The sequence below is a fragment of the Rhodococcus sp. 05-2255-3B1 genome (assembly GCF_002258545.1).
In the GTDB taxonomy this organism is placed as follows: Bacteria; Actinomycetota; Actinomycetes; order Mycobacteriales; family Mycobacteriaceae; genus Rhodococcoides.
On record NZ_NOZC01000027.1, the window covers coordinates 351,280 to 373,704 of the forward strand.

At 64.6% G+C, this 22,425-nt stretch carries 19 protein-coding genes; 6 read left to right on the forward strand and 13 right to left on the reverse strand.

Features of this window, described 5'->3' with window-relative positions; translation table 11 throughout:
- Positions 1-302 precede the first annotated feature (302 nt).
- From CH249_RS16420 to CH249_RS16440, 5 genes are all read right to left on the reverse strand, one after another.
- Positions 303-1,484, reverse strand: a complete 1,182-nt coding sequence (locus tag CH249_RS16420; protein WP_094683284.1) for a lipase family protein — start codon at positions 1,482-1,484, stop codon at positions 303-305.
- Between the two features lie 101 nt (positions 1,485-1,585).
- Positions 1,586-1,813, reverse strand: a complete 228-nt coding sequence (locus CH249_RS16425) for a hypothetical protein (RefSeq protein ID WP_094645537.1) — start codon at positions 1,811-1,813, stop codon at positions 1,586-1,588.
- A 136-nt stretch (positions 1,814-1,949) separates the two neighbouring features.
- On the reverse strand, positions 1,950-3,134 hold the full coding sequence (locus tag CH249_RS16430) for a PrsW family intramembrane metalloprotease (protein ID WP_094645536.1): 1,185 nt from the start codon (positions 3,132-3,134) through the stop codon (positions 1,950-1,952).
- Positions 3,131-3,757, reverse strand: a complete 627-nt coding sequence (locus CH249_RS16435; RefSeq protein WP_143544513.1) for a hypothetical protein — start codon at positions 3,755-3,757, stop codon at positions 3,131-3,133. The genes CH249_RS16430 and CH249_RS16435 overlap by 4 nt, the downstream gene beginning before the upstream one ends.
- A 525-nt stretch (positions 3,758-4,282) precedes the next feature.
- Entirely contained in the window at positions 4,283-4,561 is a 279-nt protein-coding gene (locus CH249_RS16440; RefSeq protein WP_032394877.1) for a hypothetical protein, read from the reverse strand.
- 161 nt (positions 4,562-4,722) lie between these two features.
- Here CH249_RS16440 and uvrA point away from each other — a divergent pair, with 161 nt between their 5' ends.
- Positions 4,723-7,173 carry an excinuclease ABC subunit UvrA gene (gene uvrA, locus CH249_RS16445; protein ID WP_094683285.1) on the forward strand — a complete coding sequence of 817 codons (2,451 nt, stop codon included), beginning with the start codon at positions 4,723-4,725 and terminating at the stop codon, positions 7,171-7,173.
- A gap of 166 nt (positions 7,174-7,339) precedes the next feature.
- Positions 7,340-7,504: a hypothetical protein gene (locus tag CH249_RS27990; protein WP_155290795.1), complete on the forward strand. Its 165-nt coding sequence runs from the start codon at positions 7,340-7,342 to the stop codon at positions 7,502-7,504.
- A 355-nt stretch (positions 7,505-7,859) separates the two neighbouring features.
- Here the strand turns inward: CH249_RS27990 and CH249_RS16450 are convergent, their stop codons facing one another.
- The 8 genes from CH249_RS16450 to CH249_RS16485 all read right to left on the reverse strand — a co-directional run bounded on the left by CH249_RS16450 (position 7,860) and on the right by CH249_RS16485 (position 14,513).
- On the reverse strand, positions 7,860-8,333 hold the full coding sequence (locus tag CH249_RS16450; RefSeq protein ID WP_179273276.1) for an SPW repeat protein: 474 nt from the start codon (positions 8,331-8,333) through the stop codon (positions 7,860-7,862).
- A gap of 114 nt (positions 8,334-8,447) precedes the next feature.
- Positions 8,448-8,918 carry an Hsp20/alpha crystallin family protein gene (locus CH249_RS16455; RefSeq protein ID WP_045196189.1) on the reverse strand — a complete coding sequence of 157 codons (471 nt, stop codon included), beginning with the start codon at positions 8,916-8,918 and terminating at the stop codon, positions 8,448-8,450.
- 257 nt (positions 8,919-9,175) lie between these two features.
- Positions 9,176-10,102, reverse strand: a complete 927-nt coding sequence (locus CH249_RS16460; RefSeq protein WP_143544515.1) for a universal stress protein — start codon at positions 10,100-10,102, stop codon at positions 9,176-9,178.
- A 188-nt stretch (positions 10,103-10,290) separates the two neighbouring features.
- A complete protein-coding gene (locus tag CH249_RS16465; RefSeq protein WP_094683287.1) occupies positions 10,291-11,607 on the reverse strand; it encodes an MFS transporter in 1,317 nt (438 codons plus the stop codon).
- Positions 11,608-11,628: 21 nt separating this feature from the next.
- Entirely contained in the window at positions 11,629-12,858 is a 1,230-nt protein-coding gene (locus tag CH249_RS16470; protein WP_094683288.1) for an alpha/beta hydrolase, read from the reverse strand.
- Positions 12,855-13,100, reverse strand: a complete 246-nt coding sequence (locus CH249_RS16475) for a hypothetical protein (protein WP_032394846.1) — start codon at positions 13,098-13,100, stop codon at positions 12,855-12,857. Before CH249_RS16475 ends, CH249_RS16470 begins: the two co-directional genes overlap by 4 nt.
- The gene (locus tag CH249_RS16480; RefSeq protein ID WP_032394845.1) at positions 13,097-13,732 is read right to left on the reverse strand and encodes a VOC family protein; all 636 of its coding nucleotides are present in this window, start codon (positions 13,730-13,732) and stop codon (positions 13,097-13,099) included. The genes CH249_RS16475 and CH249_RS16480 overlap by 4 nt, the downstream gene beginning before the upstream one ends.
- Before the next feature lie 28 nt (positions 13,733-13,760).
- Entirely contained in the window at positions 13,761-14,513 is a 753-nt protein-coding gene (locus CH249_RS16485) for a maleate cis-trans isomerase (protein WP_032394844.1), read from the reverse strand.
- 252 nt (positions 14,514-14,765) lie between these two features.
- On the opposite strand from CH249_RS16485, the gene CH249_RS16490 reads away from it, so the two are divergent.
- The 4 genes from CH249_RS16490 to CH249_RS16505 are packed head-to-tail and all read left to right on the forward strand — an operon-like array spanning position 14,766 to position 22,412.
- Positions 14,766-16,868, forward strand: a complete 2,103-nt coding sequence (locus tag CH249_RS16490; RefSeq protein ID WP_032394843.1) for a hydantoinase/oxoprolinase family protein — start codon at positions 14,766-14,768, stop codon at positions 16,866-16,868.
- A gap of 20 nt (positions 16,869-16,888) precedes the next feature.
- The gene (locus CH249_RS16495; protein ID WP_094683289.1) at positions 16,889-19,210 is read left to right on the forward strand and encodes a hydantoinase B/oxoprolinase family protein; all 2,322 of its coding nucleotides are present in this window, start codon (positions 16,889-16,891) and stop codon (positions 19,208-19,210) included.
- Positions 19,207-20,886 (forward strand): (2,3-dihydroxybenzoyl)adenylate synthase, encoded by a 1,680-nt coding sequence (locus CH249_RS16500; RefSeq protein ID WP_094683290.1) that lies wholly within the window; start codon positions 19,207-19,209, stop codon positions 20,884-20,886. Before CH249_RS16495 ends, CH249_RS16500 begins: the two co-directional genes overlap by 4 nt.
- A complete protein-coding gene (locus CH249_RS16505; RefSeq protein WP_094683291.1) occupies positions 20,883-22,412 on the forward strand; it encodes an FAD-dependent monooxygenase in 1,530 nt (509 codons plus the stop codon). The genes CH249_RS16500 and CH249_RS16505 overlap by 4 nt, the downstream gene beginning before the upstream one ends.
- Positions 22,413-22,425: the final 13 nt, after the last annotated feature.

Genomic DNA, 22,425 nt, shown 5'->3' on the forward strand with positions numbered 1-22,425 from the left:
AGCGTCGGTGCGCCGGACGCTCTCCGTCCATCCGATACCGTGGCTGTCCGACACCGATCAGGACCGTCCGGCGTCGGAGGATCGGCGGCAGTTCGGTGTCACGATAGTGTCACAAGTCGGTACGATCGTGCATGGACTCGTCCGGACGACGATGCACGAAAACTGTTGCAAATAAACAAATATTGAGTCCTTTGAAATTCATGCGAATCCACTTAAAGGACCTGAATCCGCACAGTGTCGGTTCGAGTCCGACTGGGGGCACCGCATTTCCGTAGGTCACAGCGCTATGTTGCTTCGGCGAGCTAACCCGAACCGTTGGCCGCGAATTGCTCTGCGGTCCAACGTAACACGAATGGCAGCCCAGTCATGGCGCCGATGAAGTGGTCGCCTGCCACGGGCTCGTAGTGCACGTTGGCACCCTTGCTGCGCCACTGTTCGATCAGGGCAGTCACGCCGGCCTCGGGGATGAAGCGATCGCCGATCCACTTGCTCGCGGAACCGTGGAAGAACGCGACCGGCGTCGTCGGCGCGTCGGCACCCGGACGGTTCGCGGCGATCACCCGCCGCGCGATGTCGGAGTCGAACGGGTCGGGTTCGGACGCCAAGTCCTCGATTCGCATGCGTACCAACCCACCCAGGGCCAGGGGGAGGACGGACATGTCCTTCACCCAGGACGCCAACAGCAGCGCCTTCGGACCGAACAGTTCCACCATCTCGGGGTGCTCACGCGCGAGACCCATGCTCGCCGCGCCCAGCAGGCCGGCCGCGATGGTGCCGTTCATGGTGTCCAGCAGCATCGAGAAGTCGGTGGGGGTTCCACCGGCGACGGCACCGGCCAACTTCACGTCCGGCGCGTACCTCGGGTGCAGCTGCGCGGTCCATGTGGTGGCGATCGCGCCGCCGCTGTAGCCGTAGGCGACCACTGGGCTGTCGGCGAGCTCCGGGGCGACGACTGTCATCCCGCGTAGCGAGTCCAGGACGGCATGCCCGGCCATCGTGCCTTCGGAGTACGACATCCGCGGGCCCTGGTGATCGGCGACGAGGACGGCGTATCCGCGGGCGAGCCAGAGCGGCATCACCGGCGGGAGGTCGGCACCGACACCGTGCACGAGCCGGTACGACGGCGTGCTCTTGGCTCCGAGGGAATCGATGGCTACGTTGTGGGCGACGACCGGCCGTGGTCCGCGCCCGGTCCACGGCCGCTTCGGGATCAGCAGCGAGGCGGTGACGCCGGCGGGTAGACCTCGCGCGTTGGTCGATCGAACCATGAACTGATGCAGGGCGGTTCGCGGCCTGGGCACCAGACCGCGGGTCGTGCGCTGCCGGATCACCGCGCCGTGTGCGAGGTCCTCGATGCCGGGAGGGGTGAGGAAGAAGGCGTCGTTGTCGATCGGGGTCGGGAGGATCGCGGCATGGGGATCGTCCGGAGGCTCCAGGGGCAGTCGTCGAGTCAATACGCGATCGAGCACACCGAACAGAGTCATGATCCCCCCGACATTCTTCTACAGCCGCACCCATCCCCGCGGTCACCGTACAGTGCGCGGCGGTCGGTGAACGCAATATTGGATAAGTCCGACAACAGGTGTCAGTGCCGGGCGCTCAGAAGCACGGCACCGAGCTCCCCGGCCGACAGCATCGGCAGCATGTGGTGACTGCAGCCGGTCAGGACGACGGTGTGTGCGTTCGGGAGAACCTTCCCGACAGCGTCGGCAGCACGAGAACTGTTGTGCACCTTGCTCTCGCAGGCAGAGACGACAATGACGCGCGCGGACAGCGTCGACCATCGATCTGAATTGGGGCGCCGTGGAACCACCTGGCTTCGCCTTCACGGCGACGGCGGCAGCACTCGTGTTGCTCGGGATGAACCGGGGGGCGGGCGAGTCGTGGCGGACCTCCAGGCCCGGAGGCACAGTGACGACCTGCAGGCCGTGCTTTCGGTCGGCGGTGGGTCAGCCGGCCTTGACGCGCAACCGCTCGACTTCCGAGCGAGAGTGGCGCACGGCCTCGGTGTCCGATCCCTTGTCATGGGCCAAGTCATGCGCGAGGTCGAGAATTGCCCGACGTAGGTGCTTGCGTGCTCGACGGGACTTGTGGTGGGGCGCGGACTTGATGAACGCCTTGCGCGCTTTCTTGTCCAGGATGCCGTCGACCTCGGCGTCGGTCACGGTTCCTGCTTCGACTTCGGGGGCGAGGATGTCGCGGACGAACTGGTACTCGCGCGGTGCTGCTCGCCGGAACGCGATCGTCAAGACCGTGAACCCGAGCACGATGGAGCCGAGCATGACGGGGAAGGTGAGGATGCCGCCTCGGCCGAGACCGCCGGCGTCGTCCCAGGTGAAGTGCAGAAACATTCCGACCAATACGAATGCCACACCGCGGCCGATCCGGCGTGGCTGGGCCGCCGTGCCGAGGATGTAGATGACACCGGTGCAGACGAGGGCGCTGAACAGCGGGTGGGAAACGAAGCTGACCGCTATGCGCGTGAACGACATCTGTACGGCGTGGTCGACCGGATCGGTACCGAAGGCCTGAGCTGTGGAGTTGGCGGCGTAGAGGAAGTCCTCGAAGATCGCGAATCCGAGCCCGATGAACGCGCCGACTATCAGACCGTCGTTCGCGGTCCGAATCAACCGCGGCGCAAGGCTCATGAGGAGTATGAATCCGCACAGCTTCGCGGCCTCTTCGGTGATCGGTGCGGTGGCTCCGGCTGCCCAGTTGGCACTCCACACTTGACCGAAAAGCTTGTTGTAAATGCTGATCATTGCGTTGTTCGCGGTGAGGGCGAATGCAAAGGTGGCCGGAATTGCGCCCCACAGGAGCGCGGCGAGGATGAGTCGGCCCGGTTGGCGTTCCCATCGGTCGATATGACGGAACCAAGCGAACCACGCCAGCCCGCACAATCCGCACAGCACTGCCGAGATCGCGAAGGCGTCGGCGTACAACCCGGTTTTGGGTGCGAAGTACGCCCACACCTGGAACGCGCCGATGCCGGTCAGCACGACGAACACCCAGAAACACAGATTGTGGGGTTGCACGAAGTGGAAGCGTTCACCCCAGCCGGAGATCTCCATTGCTCTGGCCTGCCGTTGGCGGGCCTCGGAGCTGTGTGTGGTGTCGGTGCCGGTCTCGCTCATGAGTTGTTCCTGTCGACGGTCCGGATGCTGGCGATCATGGTCTGGATGTTGTCGACGGCCGCGGTCATCTGAGCGGGAGGCCCGTAGGCGGTGATCTTCAGCCCCCTGCCGGCGATGACGAATGCTGCAACCACACCGTCCCCGGTCACGCTGCTGTATGGCTGTGCGACACCGCTCTCGCCTGACGTCGTGGTGAGAGTGGTCCTGTCGCCGTCGACTCTGAAGGTCGGGTCGTCGGTGCGGGAGGTGACTTTCTCCACTTGATCCAGCAATTCATCCGGTGTGCCCTCGAACGTGTCCGACGAGACCTGGAACGTGACGCCCTTCCCGGCGACGGTGGCGTCACCGGAACGACGGCTTTCGTCGTCGACACGAAAGCCGGCCTCGACATCCCAGCCGGTGGTCGGTGTGAAGACGATGGAGTCCGTCAGCGCGAGTTGCTCACCGGCGAGAACCGGGTCGTCCCAGCCGATGGCCGCGTCGACACGGGGAAGGATCACGGTCAAGACGACGAAGATCGCGACGACGAAGAGTGCCGGTGGAAACGTGCGACGGTCGAGACCGAGCACACGGTGCTCGGCCGGGACCCGATGTCGTTGTCTCGCAGCAAGAATTTGTGCCACAGTTACTCCTCGGCCCTCGGTGTCGATCACGGCGTGACGCGTACCTCGGGGGCGGAGCAATTCGAAAACAGTTCGACGAGCAAAGCAAGGCCGTAGAGGTGCGATGGCTTGTTTCGGTTGCGCGGCATCCTGATAAGCCCAACACGTATTACTTCTGGGTCGATGATATTCGGAGTCGGCCTGTCTTCTTGCCGTTAATCAGCTAAAAAGACCGAAACCGGATTCTCCGCGATCAAACCGGAAGATTGCTCGATCACGGCGCGAATTCGGGATGGGGCGTCGGCATCGTCTCTTGCAAAGCTGTTCCGGGACCGTCGGATCCGAAATTCGTTGCGCGGTTGTGGAGTCCGGCGGCACAGGGCACCGAATTCACATCGATGGTGACGAATGTCGATGCGGTTCGTCGATGGACGCTCCAGTGCCTCGACTCTTCGGTCCGGCGTGATCGGCACGCTGATATGAGGTCGGTGGCCAGGCCTGCAAGCAACGAATCTGTTCGTGGCACTACTCGCCTTCCGTCACCGTTCACACGACGGTGGCAGCGTATGCCACGAACACCACGAACATGGCCGCGCCGCCGAGAGCTGCGCCGATCATTGCCTCGCGGCCGTTGGTCGCCATGCCCTTCTCGTCCCGGCTCACCCCGACCCACCCGCACACGACGGCGGCGACACCTGTTGGGACAGCGACGAAGTCGCCGATGAAAGGTACGAACGCGCAGACCAGGGCCACGATGCCCAGGATCATCGCGGCGCTGCCGGCACCGTTGCGAAACAGCGGCCGTGTGCTGTATTCCTCGGCCATGCCGCCTCCCTCTGTGCGGTCTTCGTACTCGTCGCATACGGCGCGACGAGCACACCTACCGAAAAGATACCCTCGATATACGCTGAGGCACGATGGCACCGATGCACTGCATCTCGTCGCTTCTGTGCTCTCGGGCCGAGCGAGCCAGCTAGGCTCGTTCGGTGACGGACTCAACGTGGGACGGGTACGTCCGTGTGCGCGGCGCTACCGAGCACAACCTGGCAGCTGTCGATGTCGACATACCCCGCAATGCCTTTGTCGCGTTCACGGGGGTGTCGGGGTCAGGAAAGTCGTCACTGGCCTTCAGCACCCTGTACGCCGAAGCGCAGCGACGCTATTTCGAGTCGGTGGCCCCCTACGCCCGCCGCCTGCTTCAGCAAGTGGGCGCACCTCATGTCGCGTCCATCACCGGCCTTCCCCCGGCCGTTGCGCTGCAGCAACGCCGGGGGTCGCCCAGCTCGCGCTCCAGCGTCGGCACCATCACTACGATGTCGAACCTGCTGCGCATGCTCTACTCCCGGGCCGGTACCTATCCCGACGGTGCGCCCATGCTCCCGGCGGAAGCGTTCTCACCCAACACCGTCGCCGGTGCCTGCCCGAGATGCGGCGGTTTGGGCGAGTTCCACGATGTGACAACGGAATTGCTGGTTCCCGACCCGTCGCTGAGCATTCGGGAGGGCGCGATCGCGGCGTGGCCGGGTGCCTGGCAGGGGGCGAACCTGCGCAGCATCGTCGCCGGCATGGGGATCGACATCGACGTGCCGTGGCGCACGCTGAAGAAGAAGGACCGGGAGTGGCTCCTGTTCACCGACGAGCACCCCAAGGTGTGGATCGAACCGGAGGAGGGACGAGTCGACCACAGTTACGAAGGCAAGTTCTGGAGCGCCCGCAGCCATGTCATGCACGTTCTGACCGACTCGAACAGCGAGCGCATGCGAGAACGCGCTCTGCAATTCACCGAGACCGTTCGCTGCCCGATGTGCTCCGGCAGCGGACTGCGTGCCGACGCGTTGGCCGTCACCATTGCCGGCCGGTCGATCGCCGAGATCAATGCGCTCTCGCTGACAGAACTTGCCGCATTACTGCGCCCCATTGCCGAACAGTCGGGGGAGACCACGGAGGTGGCGGTACGCATCACCGCAGATCTGCTGGCCAGGATCGACGTGTTGCTCGATTTGGGCTTGGGATATCTGGCGCTCGGGCGTAGCTCGACGACTCTGTCGCCCGGCGAGACGCAGCGGTTGCGAATTGCCACTCAGCTCCGTTCGGGTCTGTTCGGGGTGGTGTACGTGTTGGACGAACCGTCCGCCGGACTGCATCCCGCGGATGCCGAGCCGCTGCTCGACGTCCTGGACCAGCTGAAGGCGTCGGGAAACAGCTTGTTCGTGGTCGAACACGACATGGACGTGGTCCGGCGCGCCGATTGGGTGGTCGATATCGGACCCGCGGCCGGTGAGGGCGGCGGACGGGTGCTGTACAGCGGCCCCGTCGCAGGCTTGGAGGAGATCGAGGAGTCGGTCACCAGCAGGCACCTCTTCGGTCGAGCGGAATCCGTGCAGCGGCAGGCGCGCCCCACCCAGGGCTGGCTCACGCTGGCCGGGGTCACCCGGCACAATCTGCGGGAGTTGACGGCGCAGTTCCCACGCGCGGTCCTGACGGCGGTGACGGGTGTGTCGGGCTCCGGTAAGTCGACACTGGTCAGCCAGGTCCTGTTCGAGGTGGCGCGCCACCGACTCGAGACCGCGGCAGACGACGATGACGCACAGATCGAGGTCGACGTGGCCGAGGTCTCCGGAATCGAGTCGTTCACCCGCCTGGTCCGGGTGGATCAACGCCCTATCGGCCGAACCCCCCGATCGACTCTGGCCACCTACGTCGGAATGTTCGACGTCGTCCGCAAACTGTTCGCCGCCACCGACGAGGCCAAGGCCCGCGGATGGGCACCCGGACGGTTCTCCTTCAACGTCGCGGAGGGACGATGCCCCACGTGCCAGGGCGACGGTTTCGTCGAGGTGGAGCTGCTGTTCCTCCCCGGCACCTATGGCCCCTGCCCCACCTGCCGCGGTGACCGGTACAACCCGGAAACTCTCGAAATAACCTGGCGCAAAAAGACAATTGCCGAGGTACTGCACATGTCGGTGGACGAGGCAGCGATGTTCTTCGCCGATATCGCGGCAGTGTCCCGCAGTCTGGAGACGTTGCACGACATCGGGCTCGGCTACCTTCGACTCGGTCAACCCGCCACCGAGCTGAGCGGCGGCGAGGCGCAGCGCATCAAGATCGCGACCGAATTGCAGCGCACCCGTCGCGGTACTGCCCTCTATCTACTGGACGAACCGACCGCAGGGCTCCATCCCGCCGACGTCGCCCTGCTCATGCGCCAGCTGCACTTGCTTGTCGATGCAGGCAACACCGTGGTGATGGTGGAACACGACCTGGATGCCATAGCCTCCGCCGACTGGGTCATCGATCTCGGTCCCGGCGGCGGCGACAACGGGGGCACTGTCGTTGCTACCGGAACGCCCGCCGAAGTCGCGTCGTCCCCGGACAGCATCACGGGACCGTATCTGGCCCGACGGCTCCGATCCGGGACTGTTGCCGCGTCGCGTTGAGCCCGAGCAGCAGCCTCACCGCTGAGTCTCGGGGCGTGGTTTGTCTACGCGTTGTGCCACGGGCGAGTCGAGCCCATGAATGGTCTTTGTGCTCTCTACAAACCGCAGTGTGGATGCCATCGTGGTTTGTCACAGTGAGACGCAGAATCGACCGTTGGGGAATGCCATGGAACCGCCGCCTTCGCTCGTCAAGTTGGTCGTGGTCTCCGGACTGTTCGTGACCTGCCTGTTCGTGGGCGCGCCGCTGCTGTTGATCGTCGCTTTCGGACTGTTGGCGGCCGCACAGTGTGTGCTGGTTCTGACCGATGTCGGTTCGGGATGGCAACAGTGAGCGGGCGACTCGGACCGGTCTGACACCGCAGCGGGTGGGACGGTCCATGCCCGGACCTCCGCGAATGGGGACTTTGTGCTCTTTTTCCTCCTGCCGGCCCGGACCATCCTGTGGATACACCAGTCTTCGCCGCCCGATCTTTCGACGGAGGTGCCCGATGCACAACTCTGGATCGTTCGATTCTGTGCGAGCCGATCCCGTACCGGACGTCGTCTGGCGCGACCCTAGTCCGCTCGAGCCGTGGTGGGAGAGCGTCATCGGTCCCGCGCGCTCCCGTCGGCCGACACCACCCGCGCAGGAAGCCGATGATCGCGATGGGTACAAATGTCGATTCGGTGCCTCCGCGCGCGGACGGCTACCGTCCGCTGCGATGCATACCCGTGAAGCGTCCTGTGCCCATGGCCGTTGCAACTGCGCCGAGCCCGAGCACGACGATTCCGACCAGTACGTTGGACCAGATCATGCCGTTCGTGCGCTCGAGATCAGCGATGATCCACGGGGACACGATCAGCCAGATCCCCAGGAGCGGCACCACGAAGGACACCCCGTGGATTCGTCCGTACGCGGCTCCGAGTGCAAGCGCGAGGACTGCGATCGCAGAACCGGTGATCAGGTTGGTCATGGCGAACGCGGCACGGCCGTCGGCGGCTGTACTCGACAGCGGTGCCAGGCCGAGAATCCAGGCCGAGCTCGCCGCGTACAGACCGGCCAGCAGTAGCAGCCCATCTGTCACTTGTCCCACGGGCCTGTTGAACACCGCGTCGTAGCGATCGCGCAGTGCAGCGATGTCGGGATGTGCGTGCATGGACTCACTGGTCGTTGTGGACATTGTTCGAGTCCTTTCGAGTGAGTAGGTGAGTGTCGATGTTCAGGGGCCGCGGTGCTCGCCTGTAGGCCGCGGTTCATCCGACTACACGGTTCGGGCCGACGGACGGCGGCGCCCTCAGTTGGTTCCGACCCCGTTGGGTTGGACCCCGTTGCTCCTGACCTCGATGTGGCGGACAGGCGTGTCCGGCTCGGATCCGGCAAGTGTCACATCGACCGTCAGAATCCCGTTGTCGTAGGTGGCTTCGATTGCGTCGTCCTTCGCTCCGGCAGGGAGATCGATCGTGCGGTGGAAGCTGCCGTAGCGGAACTCCGATCGCGTGCCCTCCGTCTTCTGCTCTGCACGTTCGGCTTTGATGAAGAGCTTGCCGTCGTGCACGCTGATGTCCACGTCCCGTTCCGGATCGATACCGGGCAGCTCCGCCCGGAGCACGTATCGGTCGTCCTCCAGGGTTTCTTCGACCCGAATCATGTGACCTTCCAGCGCACTCCACGGCGGCATGGCCTCGAATCGTGCCATCAGGTCCGACCAGTCCGGTAGCGCCGGCCACGACGGAATCAGTGGCGTGCGGTTGGCGAGAACGGTCATCGTACATCCTCCTCGTGTTCGTGAATGTGTACTCGATCGACCCGTCGGGCCGACCCACTGACAACTACAACACCGTGACGAACTGCCGGGTAGAGCCCAAAGTCACTGACCGACAAAGCGAAAGACGAACGGGAACGGATCGCGCCCACCTCGGGACTTCGAAGAGCGAGCCGTTGCGATTGCGCCCCGAGTTCGCCGCCTTCTCGGCTGCACCGGTTTCACGAGCGAAGGATGCGCCCAGGTGAGTCGGGATGCCGTTATCCAGGTTGTCCGGCGTTCGCAGGCACGAAGACGACCGGGACTTCGGCGCGACGAAGCACCGTACGGCTGGTCGATCCGACGAACAGCGGCGAGGTCGCACCGCGGCTGCATGCACCCACCACGACGAGCTGTGTATCGATCGCGTTCTCGAGCAGCGCGTGTGACGGGCGGTCGTGTGCCGCATGAGTCGTGACCACGACGTCGGGGTACTTCTCGGACCACGAGGCAACGAGGCGATCGATCCAACGCTGTGGGGCAGAACTCCGACGAATGCGTGGACCGAGATCGATGTGTCGGACGAACCCGGCGCGTGGTTCGGTGGCCTCGTACGCGTGCACCGCGTGCAGCGGGACCCCGAGTCGTGCAGCCTGGTCGAAAGCGACGGCGAGGACTGCGTCGTCCTTCGGGGAACCGTTCACACCCACCACCACAGCTGCGGCAGCGTCGGGCACGGTCGTTGCTCGGGTGAATCCGTGCGGAACGACAACAACGGGGCACCGGGCGCGAGTGACGACATCGGTACTGACCGAACCGTGTACTGCGCGTGCGACGCTTCCCTTCCGACGCGACCCGAGGACGAGCATCCGGGCAGTGTCGGCGTACTCGTTCAGGACCTCGTCCGGTGGTCCGGGTTCGAGTACTGTCTCGACGTCTGCGTCGTCACCCAGAACGGACTCTGCGACAACTCGCGCGGCGGCCAACGCAGACCGTGCGCGAGCGCGAGCACCCGACGCGGTACCGCCGTGCGCATTGGCTGCTCCGGCTCGTGCGATGTCTCGATCCACGCCTGCACAGACGAGGAGCAGCGTGGTGTTTCGACCGACCGCGTCGGCGGCGGCCCATCCCAGAGCATTTCGCGACGATACAGAGCCGTCGATACCGACGACCGTCAGATTCCTTCGATTGTCGACAGAGCTGGTCATGCATCGATTCTCGGTGGTCGGATCGACCGGAAACAGGGCCTTCGGACCCTGTTCACACTGCACAGGGCTCGAATTGGGCACGGGTTACGGCCGGCACCGAGGCGCTCGAAGGCCAGGTGATCGAGAACAGAATGCTCTGGCAGACCGAGTTGTCATCGGATGCAATCGGTTGGATTGCTGCGCGGAGTTCACGATCGTGGACGCGACCGATCGGACGACCTGGTGGAGGAGACGTCCGCTGCGGGAGTGTCACGGCGGCCCGCCGGAATCAGAATCGTAACCGCGGCTCCGATGATTGCGGGCAGGGCGAAAGCCAACAGCTGAGTGCTGGTACCTGCACCGGCGGCGACGAACATTCCACCGTAGGTGGGGCCGACGATCGCGCCGAGTCGCCCCACCGCGAGTGCGACGCCCAATCCTGTTGTCCGGCAGGCCACGGGGTAGTAGCCACCGATGAAGGTGTTCAGCAGGATCTGCGTCCCCGTCGTACCCATGCCTGCGACCAGCACCAGAACGTACACGATGCCGATCGGGGGAGTGGTCGCGATCAGAGCCAACGATACTGCTGCACAGAGGAATCCGAGAGTGGTCACCGGTTTGATGCCGTAACGATCGGCCAGGTGAGCACCGCCGAGAGCGCCTACTGCACCGCCCACATTGAGCACCAGCAAAAAGGACAGCGCGGCGCCGAGTGGGTATCCGGCCGACCTCATGACAGCGGGCAACCAGGTCGCGACACCGAACAACACGAGCAGGCACAGCAGGGTCATCACCCAGAAGGACAACGTCACTCGCGCACGGTTCGCGGTGAACAGCGCGCCGATTCCGCGATCCGTCGATGTCGGGTCGCCACCGGCACCCTCCGATGCTTCCTCGAGTCCGTAATGGGTCGAGATCCTCTGTGCTGCATCCGTCCTGCCTCGCGAGTTGAGGAACGCGGGTGATTCGGGAAGATGTCTGAGCATTGCCGGCAGAATCAACAACGCTGGGATCATCCCTGCTGCGAACATCGCTCGGAAGCCGAACGCCGGGACGAGCCACAGCGACAGGATCCCCGCCGCGATACCGCCGACACTGGTGCCCACGAATCCCAGTGCGACCGTTCGTGCTCTCGTGTCCAGTCGGGAGAATTCGATCAGCATCGATGCAGCGGTCGGCATCAACACTCCTGCTCCGACGCCGACGACGAATCGCGCTGCTCCGAAGATCTCGGGTGAGGGTGCAATCGCACAGCATCCCATCGCGGCCGAGAACAACGCGACTGCGGCGATCAAGGCGCGTCGCCTACCCCAGCGATCCGCGATGCTGCCCGCGGCGAGTGCCCCGGCGAGCATGCCGACTCCCACCACGGATCCGAGTACCCCGACGGTCGCCGGATCCAGATCCCACGGCTCGTACGCCAGGAGCGACGGAACCACCGTGCCGTACATCAGAAGGTCGTACCCTTCCAGCGTCAGCGCCGCCAGACAGAGTGCGACCACGGGAGAAAAAGTGTTACGTGACATGTGTTTCCGCTCGCAAGAGGGTCAGATGAAGTGGTCGGACAACCAGGCACCGATATCGGCGGCGGCCAGAGAAGCGCCGGTGGGCGCCCCGTCGCGAATGGGGCCGCCGAAGTGGGTGCCCTCGATCGCCACACGAGACTTGTCGATCGAGCCCAGAGCCTCGACCATCCTCGACGCGTCCTCCGGGAAACACGCCTGATCGCCGGTCAGTTCGACGAACAACGACGGGACCGTCACCGACGGTGCGCACCGAACGAAGTCGGCGTTGGAGCTCAGACCGGACCACGTCGACAACCAGGCATCGGGCGTGGACAGGCGCGCGAAACCGACGAGCCCGTAGTTCGTCAGATCCGGCCGTCGGCCGAACAACGAACCGTACGGTCGAGCGTTCGGACTGAGCGAGAGATCGGTGAATCTCAGGTCCGCGTCGGTACGATAAACGGTCAATATGCGCGGCGCCAACGCATCTCGACGGTCGGCAGGATCACCGCTTGTCTTGAAACGCCGTCGGGCCTCGGATGCTTCGGCGACCCGTGACCGCGCGAGCGCGTCCAGCCGAGCGACGCGCTCGTGCTGCGCGGCGCGATACCGATGAACGAAGTCCTCCGGATACGACGAACTTTCCGGTGCGTCGACGAATCCGTTGGCTGCATCGAAGGGATCGAGCGACGGGTCGATGGACATGGGGTCGGATTCGTCGACGACGGAAGGATCGATCAGTCGCAGCAGCAGCGCACCCTGTCCGGGGTGCGGAGCCATGAAGATCGCACCGTCCGGCACCGGCATCTCCGCCGACGCGAGATCGATCGGCCGACCGGACGGGGTGGCCGTCAGTCGATGCTCCGGCGCAAGACCGGCCTGCTCGTGGTAGAACGCGAACAGGGTGCCGCCACCGGAGTGTCCCAGCGTCACAACGTGATCGAACGACCGTGAACGCAGGAATACCTGCCCGGCGGCTGCGTCGAGCAATGCCTGCTCGTGTACCAGGGAGATGTCGTTGTTCACCGAACGCGTGCCCTGGGTCCAGACCGCGTATCCGCGGGCGAGGAGTTCGGGCACCAGTACGTGGTGCGTCAGATCCTGTCTCGGGTGCATCAACGCCACGACGACGTCGGCACCGGGAACCGTTCTCAGCACTCCGCTGACCTTGGCGCCGTCTGCGGTGGTCAGCTCGTGCGTCGAGGTGACGGTGTTGCTCGGTGCCTCGGCGGCGTCGATGTAGCGACCGGCCCCGAGACGGGCCGCAGTCATGATCCCTCGACGCGCAAAGCGTCTTTGTCCCACTGTGTGATTCGAGAGTCGGACAGGCCCGAGACACTGCTGTACCAGACTGCGTGCCTGCATCCGGTCGCCCGACGATCGATCACGATGTCCCCGTCCGAGACTATGCGGAAGTACGGGCCGACATGGTCCACGCGCACGGCCGGATCGATGTCCGCAACCGACGCGATCGTCGTGTTCTCCGGAATGTCGAGGACGTACAACGTGGTCACGACACCCCCACCTCGTTCTCGGCCGACCAGTCGGCCGCACGCTCGACGATCAACTCGGCCTTGCGGGTCAACAGGTTCGCCATACTCGGGTCGGGTCCGCGAACGACGTCGATCAGGGCGTCGATCGTCAGATTCGCGTCGAGGTCCTCCTGCGGCGTGACCGGACGCATCGCGCGGGTGAGCTCGATCATGTAGCCGTTGGGATCGTGGGTGTAGATGGACTCGATCGTCTCGTGCTGGATCTGCATCTCCACGGGCCAGTCGCTGCCGTCGAGCCGTCGTCGATACTCCATCAGGTCTTCTTCGCTGTCGACGTGAATCGCCAGGTGACGCGAGCGGATGAAGAAGATCGGTACGTCGTCGGCGAAGCGTGAATACGCGTCACCCTGTGGTCCACCGTCGAACGGCTCGAGACCGAAATAGTAGAAGAATGCGAGGCGATCATCGTTGCCGATGTCGAAGAAGAAGTGGATGAAGTCCGGATGCTTCTCCGGTCCCCACCCCGCTGCGCAGATGGAATGGACGACGGGGAACCCGAGCACGTCGCGGTAGAACTCGACCGTTGCTGCCGGATCGAACGTGGGATAGGCGACGTGGTCGACGCCCCGAACCTTGTGTGGCAAGTCGGACATGGAGATTTCCTCTCTACGAAGTGACGATCTACGACGCGACGACGGCGTCCGCGCGGAGCAACGAGCCGGCATCCGGTAGATCGACGGACAGGTCGAGCGCACGGAGCAGGCTGTAGGCACCTGCCGTGGCGGCCGAGAGCACGGGAATCCCGAACTCGTCCTCGGCAGCCTGGACGAGAGGCAGGGACGGCATCTGTACGCACGCGGAGATCACCAGTGCGTCGGCACCGGTGAGATCCAAAGATCTGGCCGCGTCCATGACCCGTTCGCCAGGGATGCAGCCGACTTCGGCGTTGTCGGAGACTTCGAGGGCACGCCAATCGAGTACGCGAATACCTTCGGCCTCGATGTACTCGACCACCTTCTCCGCTAGTGGTCGCATGTACGGCGTCACGAGAACGATGTTGCTCGCGTCCAGAGCGCGCAGGCCTTCCACGAGGGCTCCCGCGCTCGACCGGACGGCTGCATCGGATCCGCCCGTGGCGAGTTGCTCGGCCACCAACCCCTCGACACGTTGGTGTTCCCCGGGCCCGGCGACCATCAGGGCGACGAGGCAGGCATAGAGAACGGCGTCGATCCCGGCATCACCCAATTCGAGGATGCACCGCTCTCGCTGGGCGTTCATCGCTCGCAGTTGCTCCGGTGACACGGCCTGCATGCGCATTCGCGAGGAGTGGAACGAGAACCGCGCCTGTCGATGTCGCGCCAACAGGGCCGGCATCTCCGTTTCCACGGTGACGTTGGAGCTCGGAACGACCAAGCCCACACGGTGAATATTCATGCACTGCCTTCCGGTATTTGACGTTGATGACGAGTATTCGACGTTTGCGATGATTCGTCAAGTGGCGTCCACCAGTGGAAGTGAACGGCAGTATCGAGTCGGACGGAATCGAGGGAGGTGACAGCACTCACATTCGTGCTTGACATGTCGTCGGTCACGTCGAATACTCGACGCAGACGTAAGCAGTGTTCGAGGGTGTCTCGCTCTCACATGCCAGAACGTCTTCGACTCGGACCTAAGGAGCACACCGGCATGACCTATGTGATCGGAGTGGACGTCGGCGGAACGTTCACGGATGCAGTACTCGACGACAGTTCCGGCACCGTGGTCGCGGCCAAGGCGCCCTCGACTCCACCCGACTATTCCCAGGGCGTCATCGACGTTCTCGAAGCGTTGGCCGAGCAGCTCGGATGCCCGGTGCAGGAGATGCTCGCGAACACCCACCACATCGCGCACGGCACCACGTCCTCGCTCAATGCTCTGGTGATGGGCAATGTCCCGCCGGTCGGGTTTCTGACCACCAAGGGGCATCGGGATTCGATCTACATCATGAACGTCGAGGGCCGTTACCTCGGTGGTTCGCCCGAGCAACTGCAGAACGTCTTGGGGCAGAGCAAGTCCCACGGTCTGGTTCCCAAGCGGCATGCACTCGAGGTCACCGAACGGCTCGATCGAGACGGCAATGTCGTCGTTGCCCTCGACGAGGAGTCCGCGCGCGTCGCCATCCGAAGCCTCGTCGACGACGGCGTCTCCGGCATTGCGGTCTCGCTGCTCTGGTCGTTCCGTAACCCGGTGCACGAGCAGCGTATTCGTGAACTGGTGCACGAGATCGCGCCCGACATGTTCGTCTCGCTGTCCTCCGAGGTGAGCCCGCGCATCCGTGAGTTCGCCCGCAACGCGACCACGATCATGAGCACTCAGATCGGTCCGGGACTGCGCGACTACCTCGGTTCGTTGGAGAAGAAGCTGCGTGCCCTCGACCTCGCCGGCCCACTGCTGGTGATGCAGAGCAACGGCGGTGCCGTTGCCGCAGCCGAGGCCCCGAAGAACGCCATCAGCACAGTCGGTTCCGTGTTGACCGGCGGCGTGGTCGGTGCCGTGTCGCTCGGAAAGCAGCTGGGACACGAGAACATCATCGCCACCGACGTCGGCGGAACCACGTTCCTCGTCGGCTTGGTCGTCGACGGTGAACCGGTACGCGCGTCGAGCACCATCATCAATCACCACCCGATCAACGTGCCCACCCTCCAGGTACACGCCATCGGCTCCGGCGGCGGCGCCATCGCCTGGGTGGATGCAGGCGGCAATCTTCAGATCGGACCGCACAGCGCGCAAGCCGTACCCGGTCCCGCCTGTTACGGGCAGGGCGGAACCGAACCCACCAATGCCGATGCCAACCTCGTCCTCGGCATCCTCCCCGAACGCGGATTGCTCGGCGGTCGCAAACCACTCGACAAAGAGCTTGCGCGCGAGGCCATTCGACGCCGAATCGCGGAACCGCTCGGTCTGTCGATCGAGGATGCGGCGGCTGCGATCTACGCCGTGCAGAACGCGCAGACCGGCGATCTCCTGCGCAAGACCGTCGTCGAAGCCGGACACGATCCGCGCAACTTCGTCCTCTACGCATTCGGCGGAGCCGGACCGTCGCACTGCGCCGCGTATGCCGCCGAGGTCGGCGTCAAGGAGGTCATCGTTCCGCTCGGGCAGGTGGCGTCGGCGTTCTCGGCTTACGGTCTTGCGTCGTCGAACATCGTGCTCGCGGCCGAGCTGTCCGACCCGGCCGCGATGCCCCTCGATCCGGCCCGCGCCGAGGCCAATTTCGAGAGCCTCGAGAAGCGGGTGCGCGACGCCCTCGGTCGGCAGGGTCTCAATTTCACATCCGTCGAGGTCGAACGTGAAATCGACATGCGGTACACGATGCAGCTGGCCGAGGTGGCCACGACCGTTCCAGGAGGCTCGCTGGACTCGGCGAGTGTCGCCCATGCCTCGGACCTCTTCGAGCAGCGGTACGCAGATCTGTACGGCAAGGACAGTGGATTCCGCGAAGCCGGCATTCAGGCGATCACCTATCGCGTTCGCGCGACGGGCGTGCTGCCGTTCTCGCCGACTCTGCCCGAATTGAAGTCGGCCGACTCCGCCGACGCATCGGCCGCCCGCATCGGCTCCCGAAAAGTCAACCTGGACGGTCGAATCGGCTACGTCGACACCGATATCTACGACTACAGCAAGCTCGCTGCCGGGCACGTCCTCGCCGGCCCCGCCATCGTCGAAGTCCCTACGACGACCGTCGTCGTCCCGCACGGCACCACCGGAACTGTCGACCGCCTCGGCAACCTCAACATCGTCGCCGGCTGAGACCACAGGAGAACCGCACCATGACATCAGCAATTCCCGGGTCCGAGATCTTCTCGTCCCGCCCCGTCGATCCCGACGCTCTCGCGCGCACCCTCCCACCGACCCTGCCGGTGCACACCGTCACGCAGCAGCAGATCGACGACCTCGATCCGTTGACCTACGAGGTCATCCGGCACCGACTCTGGTCGGTCACCGACGAGATGGGCGAGGCACTCAAACGAATGTCGGGCTCACCCATCGTCACCGACGCGAACGATTTCGACTTCGCGATCAGTGACGAACTGGGACAAGAGGTTCAGGTCGGCCTCTACAACACCATGCTCGTCGGAGCCGTGGACCTGGCGATCTACTGGACGCTGCAACATCGCGCCGTCAACCCCGGAATCGCGCCGGGTGACATGTTCCTGTGCAACGACCCATGGGTCGGCGGGGGACTGCACCAGAGCGACGTCATCGTCTACCAACCCATCTTCCACGAGGGCAAGCTGTTCGCCTGGACCAGCGCGATCTGCCACGAACCCGACCTCGGCGGTTCCGGACTCGGGTCGTTCGACCCGTCCGCGAAAGATGTTTTCTCCGAATCGCTTCCGACTCCACCGGTCAAGGTCGTCCGCGACTACGAACTCCAACGCGACATCGCCGATCTCTGGGTGCGACGCTCCCGAGTTCCGATGCTGGTCGGGCTCGACCTGCGGGCGAAGATCGGTGCGAACACCGTCGGACGCAATCGTATGCTCGCCGTCATCGAGCAGTACGGTGCCGACACCGTCAAGGCCGTCATGAAGCGCATGATGACCGACGCCGAAGGCCGACTGCGCAGCAAACTCTCGTCGCTGCCCGACGGGACCTGGAAGGCCACCGGCTACCAGGACCAGTCGCACACCGGTGATCGCGACGTGCACAAGATCACCGTCGCGATGAGCAAGACCGCCGACCATCTCACGTTCGACTTCACCGGCACCGACAAGCAGACGGGCGTCATCAACTGCACCTACGCAGGAATGCGCGGCGGCGTCATGCTCGCCTTGCTTCCGATCCTCGCGGGTGACATTCCCTGGTCCGCAGGCGGATTGATGCGATGCTTCGACCTGGTCTCCGAAGAGGGCACCATCAACAACGCGAGCTTCCCGGCGGCGGTCAGCCGTGGTCCCATCGGACCGGCGTGGCTGACCGGAACCCTCATCGCCGAATGTCTGTCGCAGATGCTCGACCGATCGGTCGACCTCGGCAAGAGCGTGCAGGCTGCATGTTGCGGCACCTGGGACACCGCCGTGATCGCGGGCCTCGACGAACGCGGAGAACAACCCGTTCCGTTCCTCAACATCATGATGGAACCGATGGCAGGCGGTTACGGCGCACGCCCGACCGCAGACGGCATGGATACCGGCGGACTCTTCTGTATTCCGATGGGGCGCATCCCCGATACGGAAATGACCGAGTTCCTCTACCCGCTGCTCACGCTGTGGCGTCGTGAAGAGCCGGACTCCGGTGGACCCGGTCGTCAACGAGGTGGCGTCAGTGCATCGCTCGCTGTCACGCCGTACGGCACCTCGCTCCCGATGGGCCTCGTGCTTGCGTCTGCGGGTAAAGCCGTGGCGCAGAACAACGGTCTCGCCGGCGGATACCCAGGTAACACCGGACTCGAAATCCTGGCACGCAGTACCGACGTCATCGAGCAGTTCGCAGCGGGAAAGATTCCCGGCGCCCTCGAAGAGCTCGGCGGCGGAAAGGAATTCGGCGCGTGCTACGCCGAAAGCTACGTCGCTCCCGGTGAAGTGCTGTACATGCACTGGCAGGGCGGCGGCGGTTACGGAGATCCGTTGCATCGCGATCCGGAGGCCGTCGTGGTGGACCTACGCGAAGGCAAGGTCACCGCGGAGGGCGCGAACATCGTCTACGGCGTGGTGATCGACGGGGGAAAGGTGGACGAGGCAGCAACTACGCGACGACGTCGGGACATGATCGACGAACGGCGCACGCGTTCCACCCAGCATTCCGACGCCCCCATCATGGATCTTTCGCTGGCCAGGCGGCTCGACGACAACCTGTCCGAGGTGACCGTCGGGGACGTTCGGGTCATCGCCTGCGCACAGTGCGGGCGACTGCTCGGTGACGAGAAGAACAGCGGTGTACTGGATCTGGCTCGCTACGAGGGCCCGTCCTCGGCGGCCGGACCGCAGGTGACCTCGGATCCGGCCGAGTACGTCGACACTCCCATCGTCTTTCGCCAACTGTGCTGCCCCGGATGCTGGACGGCCGTCTACTCGGGAATCGTCCCGGCCGACCACCCCGATCATTCGTTGGAGATCTCTCGATTGCTTCCCGCGGTGGCTCAGCGATGACGGTGACCACCGAGGCGACCCACTCGGACTGGGACGGCAGGCTGGTGCGATACCCGCAGGACCGAGCACAGCACTATCTGCAGAGCGGTTCGTGGAGTTCGCTACCTACCAGCCGACGGTTCCGCGACATCGCTGTCCGGTATCCCGACCGGCCCGCCGTCATCAGCGCAGAGGGGTCGATGACCTTCGCCGAACTCGACCGTCGTACCGACGCCATCGCCGCCGGATTGGTTCGACTGGGTCTGCTGCGCCTCGATCCGGTGCTGTTCCAACTGACGAACCGGCTGGAGACGGTGCTGGCGTGGTACGGCTGTCTCAAGGCCGGGCTCGTTCCGGTCGCCACACTGGCCGCGCACCGGATGCACGAGATCGCGCACATCGGTGCCGCGGTGGGTGCGGTCGCGCACGTGGTGGAGGCCGGTCTGCCGTCGTTCGATCTGGTCTCGTTCGCCCACGAGCATGCCGCGGGCAGCCAGACCGTTCGCCATGTTGTGACCGTCGGAGGAGCGGAGGGTGGCGAGCTGCGCCTCGAGGACCTCGGGCAGGGCATCGACCCCACCGAGGCCCGAGCAGTCGTCGAAGCCATCGAGGCCGAGACCGATCCCGAGGACGTCGTTGCCTTCCAATTGTCCGGCGGGACAACGGGAGTACCGAAGGTCATTCCGCGGATCCATGCCGAGTACTGGAACAACGCACTCATGTACGCGCAGCGGCTCGAGTGGACATCGGACAGCCGCGTCGCCCATCTGATTCCAATCGTCCACAACGCAGGGATTGCCTGCGGTCTGCACGCCTCGCACTCGGTCGGCGCGTGTCTCGTACTCGCGACAGCCGACGTCCGATCGGCGTTCGACCTCATGGAACGCGCGGAAGCCACCGAGGTGTTGATCGGCCACGGTCACTACCAGGCCGTGTCGAGTCCCGAGTTCGATCGCGTGCGTGAGCGTCTGCGGCACGTGATCCTGTCCGGTGCCAAAGTGTCACCGGCACTGATGGACCGCGTCGACGACGGTCGAGATCATTGGGCGGGTCAGTTGTTCGGAATGTCCGAGGGGTTGCTCACCGTCACCCCGGTCGCCGCTCCCCGCGACGCGCGGATCGCCACCGTCGGCACCCCGGTCTGCGCGGAGGACGAGGTGCGCATCCTCGATCCCGGTACGGAGATCGAGCTGCCCGACGGGGAAGTCGGGGAACTGTGCTGCCGTGGTCCGTACACGATCACCGGGTATTTCGGTGCCCCCGAGCACAATCGAACTGCCTTCACCTCCGACGGTTTCTACCGGACCGGCGATCTGGCGTCGATCTCCGTCGTCGCAGGCGAGCGGTACGTCACGATCGAGGGGCGGATCAAGGACCTCATCAACCGCGGCGGCGAGAAGATCAACGCCGAGGAGGTGGAGCTGCTGCTGCTCGATCACCCTGCCGTTCGTTCCGCGGCCGTGGTCGCGATGCCCGACCCTCGGCTCGGCGAGAAGACGTGCGCGTATCTCGTCACCGACGGGGTGCCATTGACGATGGCCGACGTACAGGAACACCTCACGGGGCTCGGCGTGGCCAAGTTCAAGTGGCCCGAACGTCTCGAATGGGTGGACGAGCTTCCCCGAACCAACGTCAACAAGATCGACAAGAAGCGTCTGCGGCTCGACATCGCCGCGAAGCTCGAGAGGCAACGATGAAACTCGACCGCGTCGTAGTCATCGGCGGAGGCCCGGGCGGGCTCTACGCCGCACGGCTGTTGAAACTGTCCAATCCCGACGCGGAGATCACGGTCTACGAACAGAGTTCACCGGATACCACGTTCGGTTTCGGAGTGGGGCTGGCGTCACGGACGCAACGCAACCTTCGGCAGGCCGACGCCAGATCCCTCGATGCGATTGTGGCCGAATCCTATTCGCACGAGATGTCCATGCAGGTCGGCGACAGCACGGCCCGCTTGGCCCACGGCGATCTTCTCGCGATCGGCCGCGCCCGACTGCTGTCCGTGCTGCAGCAGCAAGCACACGACGCCGGGGTTCGACTCGTGTTCGGCGAACGTCACCGAGCGCACGAATTCGATGCCGACCTCGTGATCGCATCGGACGGGATCAACAGCGCGACACGCACGGCCGACGACCGATTCGGTGCGGACATCACCACCGGAACCGGGCTCTACCTCTGGTGCGGAACGGATTTCGCACTGCCGAGTGCCATCTTCGTGCCCGTCACCACCGAGCACGGCACGTTCGTCGCTCACGCGTATCCCTATGCGGCAGATCGCAGTACGTTTCTGATCGAGACCGATCTCGACACGTGGCATCGGGCGGGCTTCGACGTCACGACAGCTGCCACGGATCCGGCCGATAGCGACGAGACGTCGTTGCGCTACCTCGAGAAGGCATTCTCCGAGACACTCCAGGATCACAGCCTCATCGGCAACCGGACCAGGTGGATGCAGTTCCGAACCGTCAAGTGCCGAAAGTGGGCGGTGGACAACACAGTTCTTCTCGGAGACGCCGCCCACACAGCCCACTACTCGATCGGATCGGGAACGAAGCTCGCCATGGAGGACGCCATCGCCCTCGATGCCGCACTGGCGTCGGCTGCGACGGTCGACGAAGCCCTCACCGAGTACGAACGGGTGCGTCGCCCTGCGGTGGACCACCTCCAGCAGATCGCGGTGCGCAGTGAACAGTGGTGGGAGTCCTTCCCGCAGCGGATGGATCTACCCGTGGACCAGCTCATGGTTGCGTACATGACGCGAGCCGGGAAGGTCGGTCTCGAGCGGTTTCTCGACTCCGCCCCCGAGGTGGCGTGGAAGGGAATTGCCGGCTACGCACAGGTCCCGGCCGACTCGGAGGTTCCCGTCGACGTATCTCGGTGGATCCTCTCGCGGCCCATCGATCACGGTGGGCGGTCGTTCCCCGACCGATTCGCCCCGTCCGATCTTCGCGACGATCCGACGACGACGGTGGTCTCCGTGGACGTCGAGTCAGCGTGGAACGAGAAGGCGACGGCCGTCGTCGACGAGGCCAAGGCGAGCTCAACGGTGTGGTTGACCGGGTCCGAGGAGCGTGATCACGTCCTCACCCGTCTCGATGTCGCGGAGCGAATGATGCGCAACACCAGCGCACTCGTCGTCGTCGATGTGCCGAAGGAGTGCATGCCCGACGCGGTGGCAGGTCTCGTCGGTGCGCGCACCCACCTGGTGTCTGTCGGTCCTTGACGAGAGCGACGGT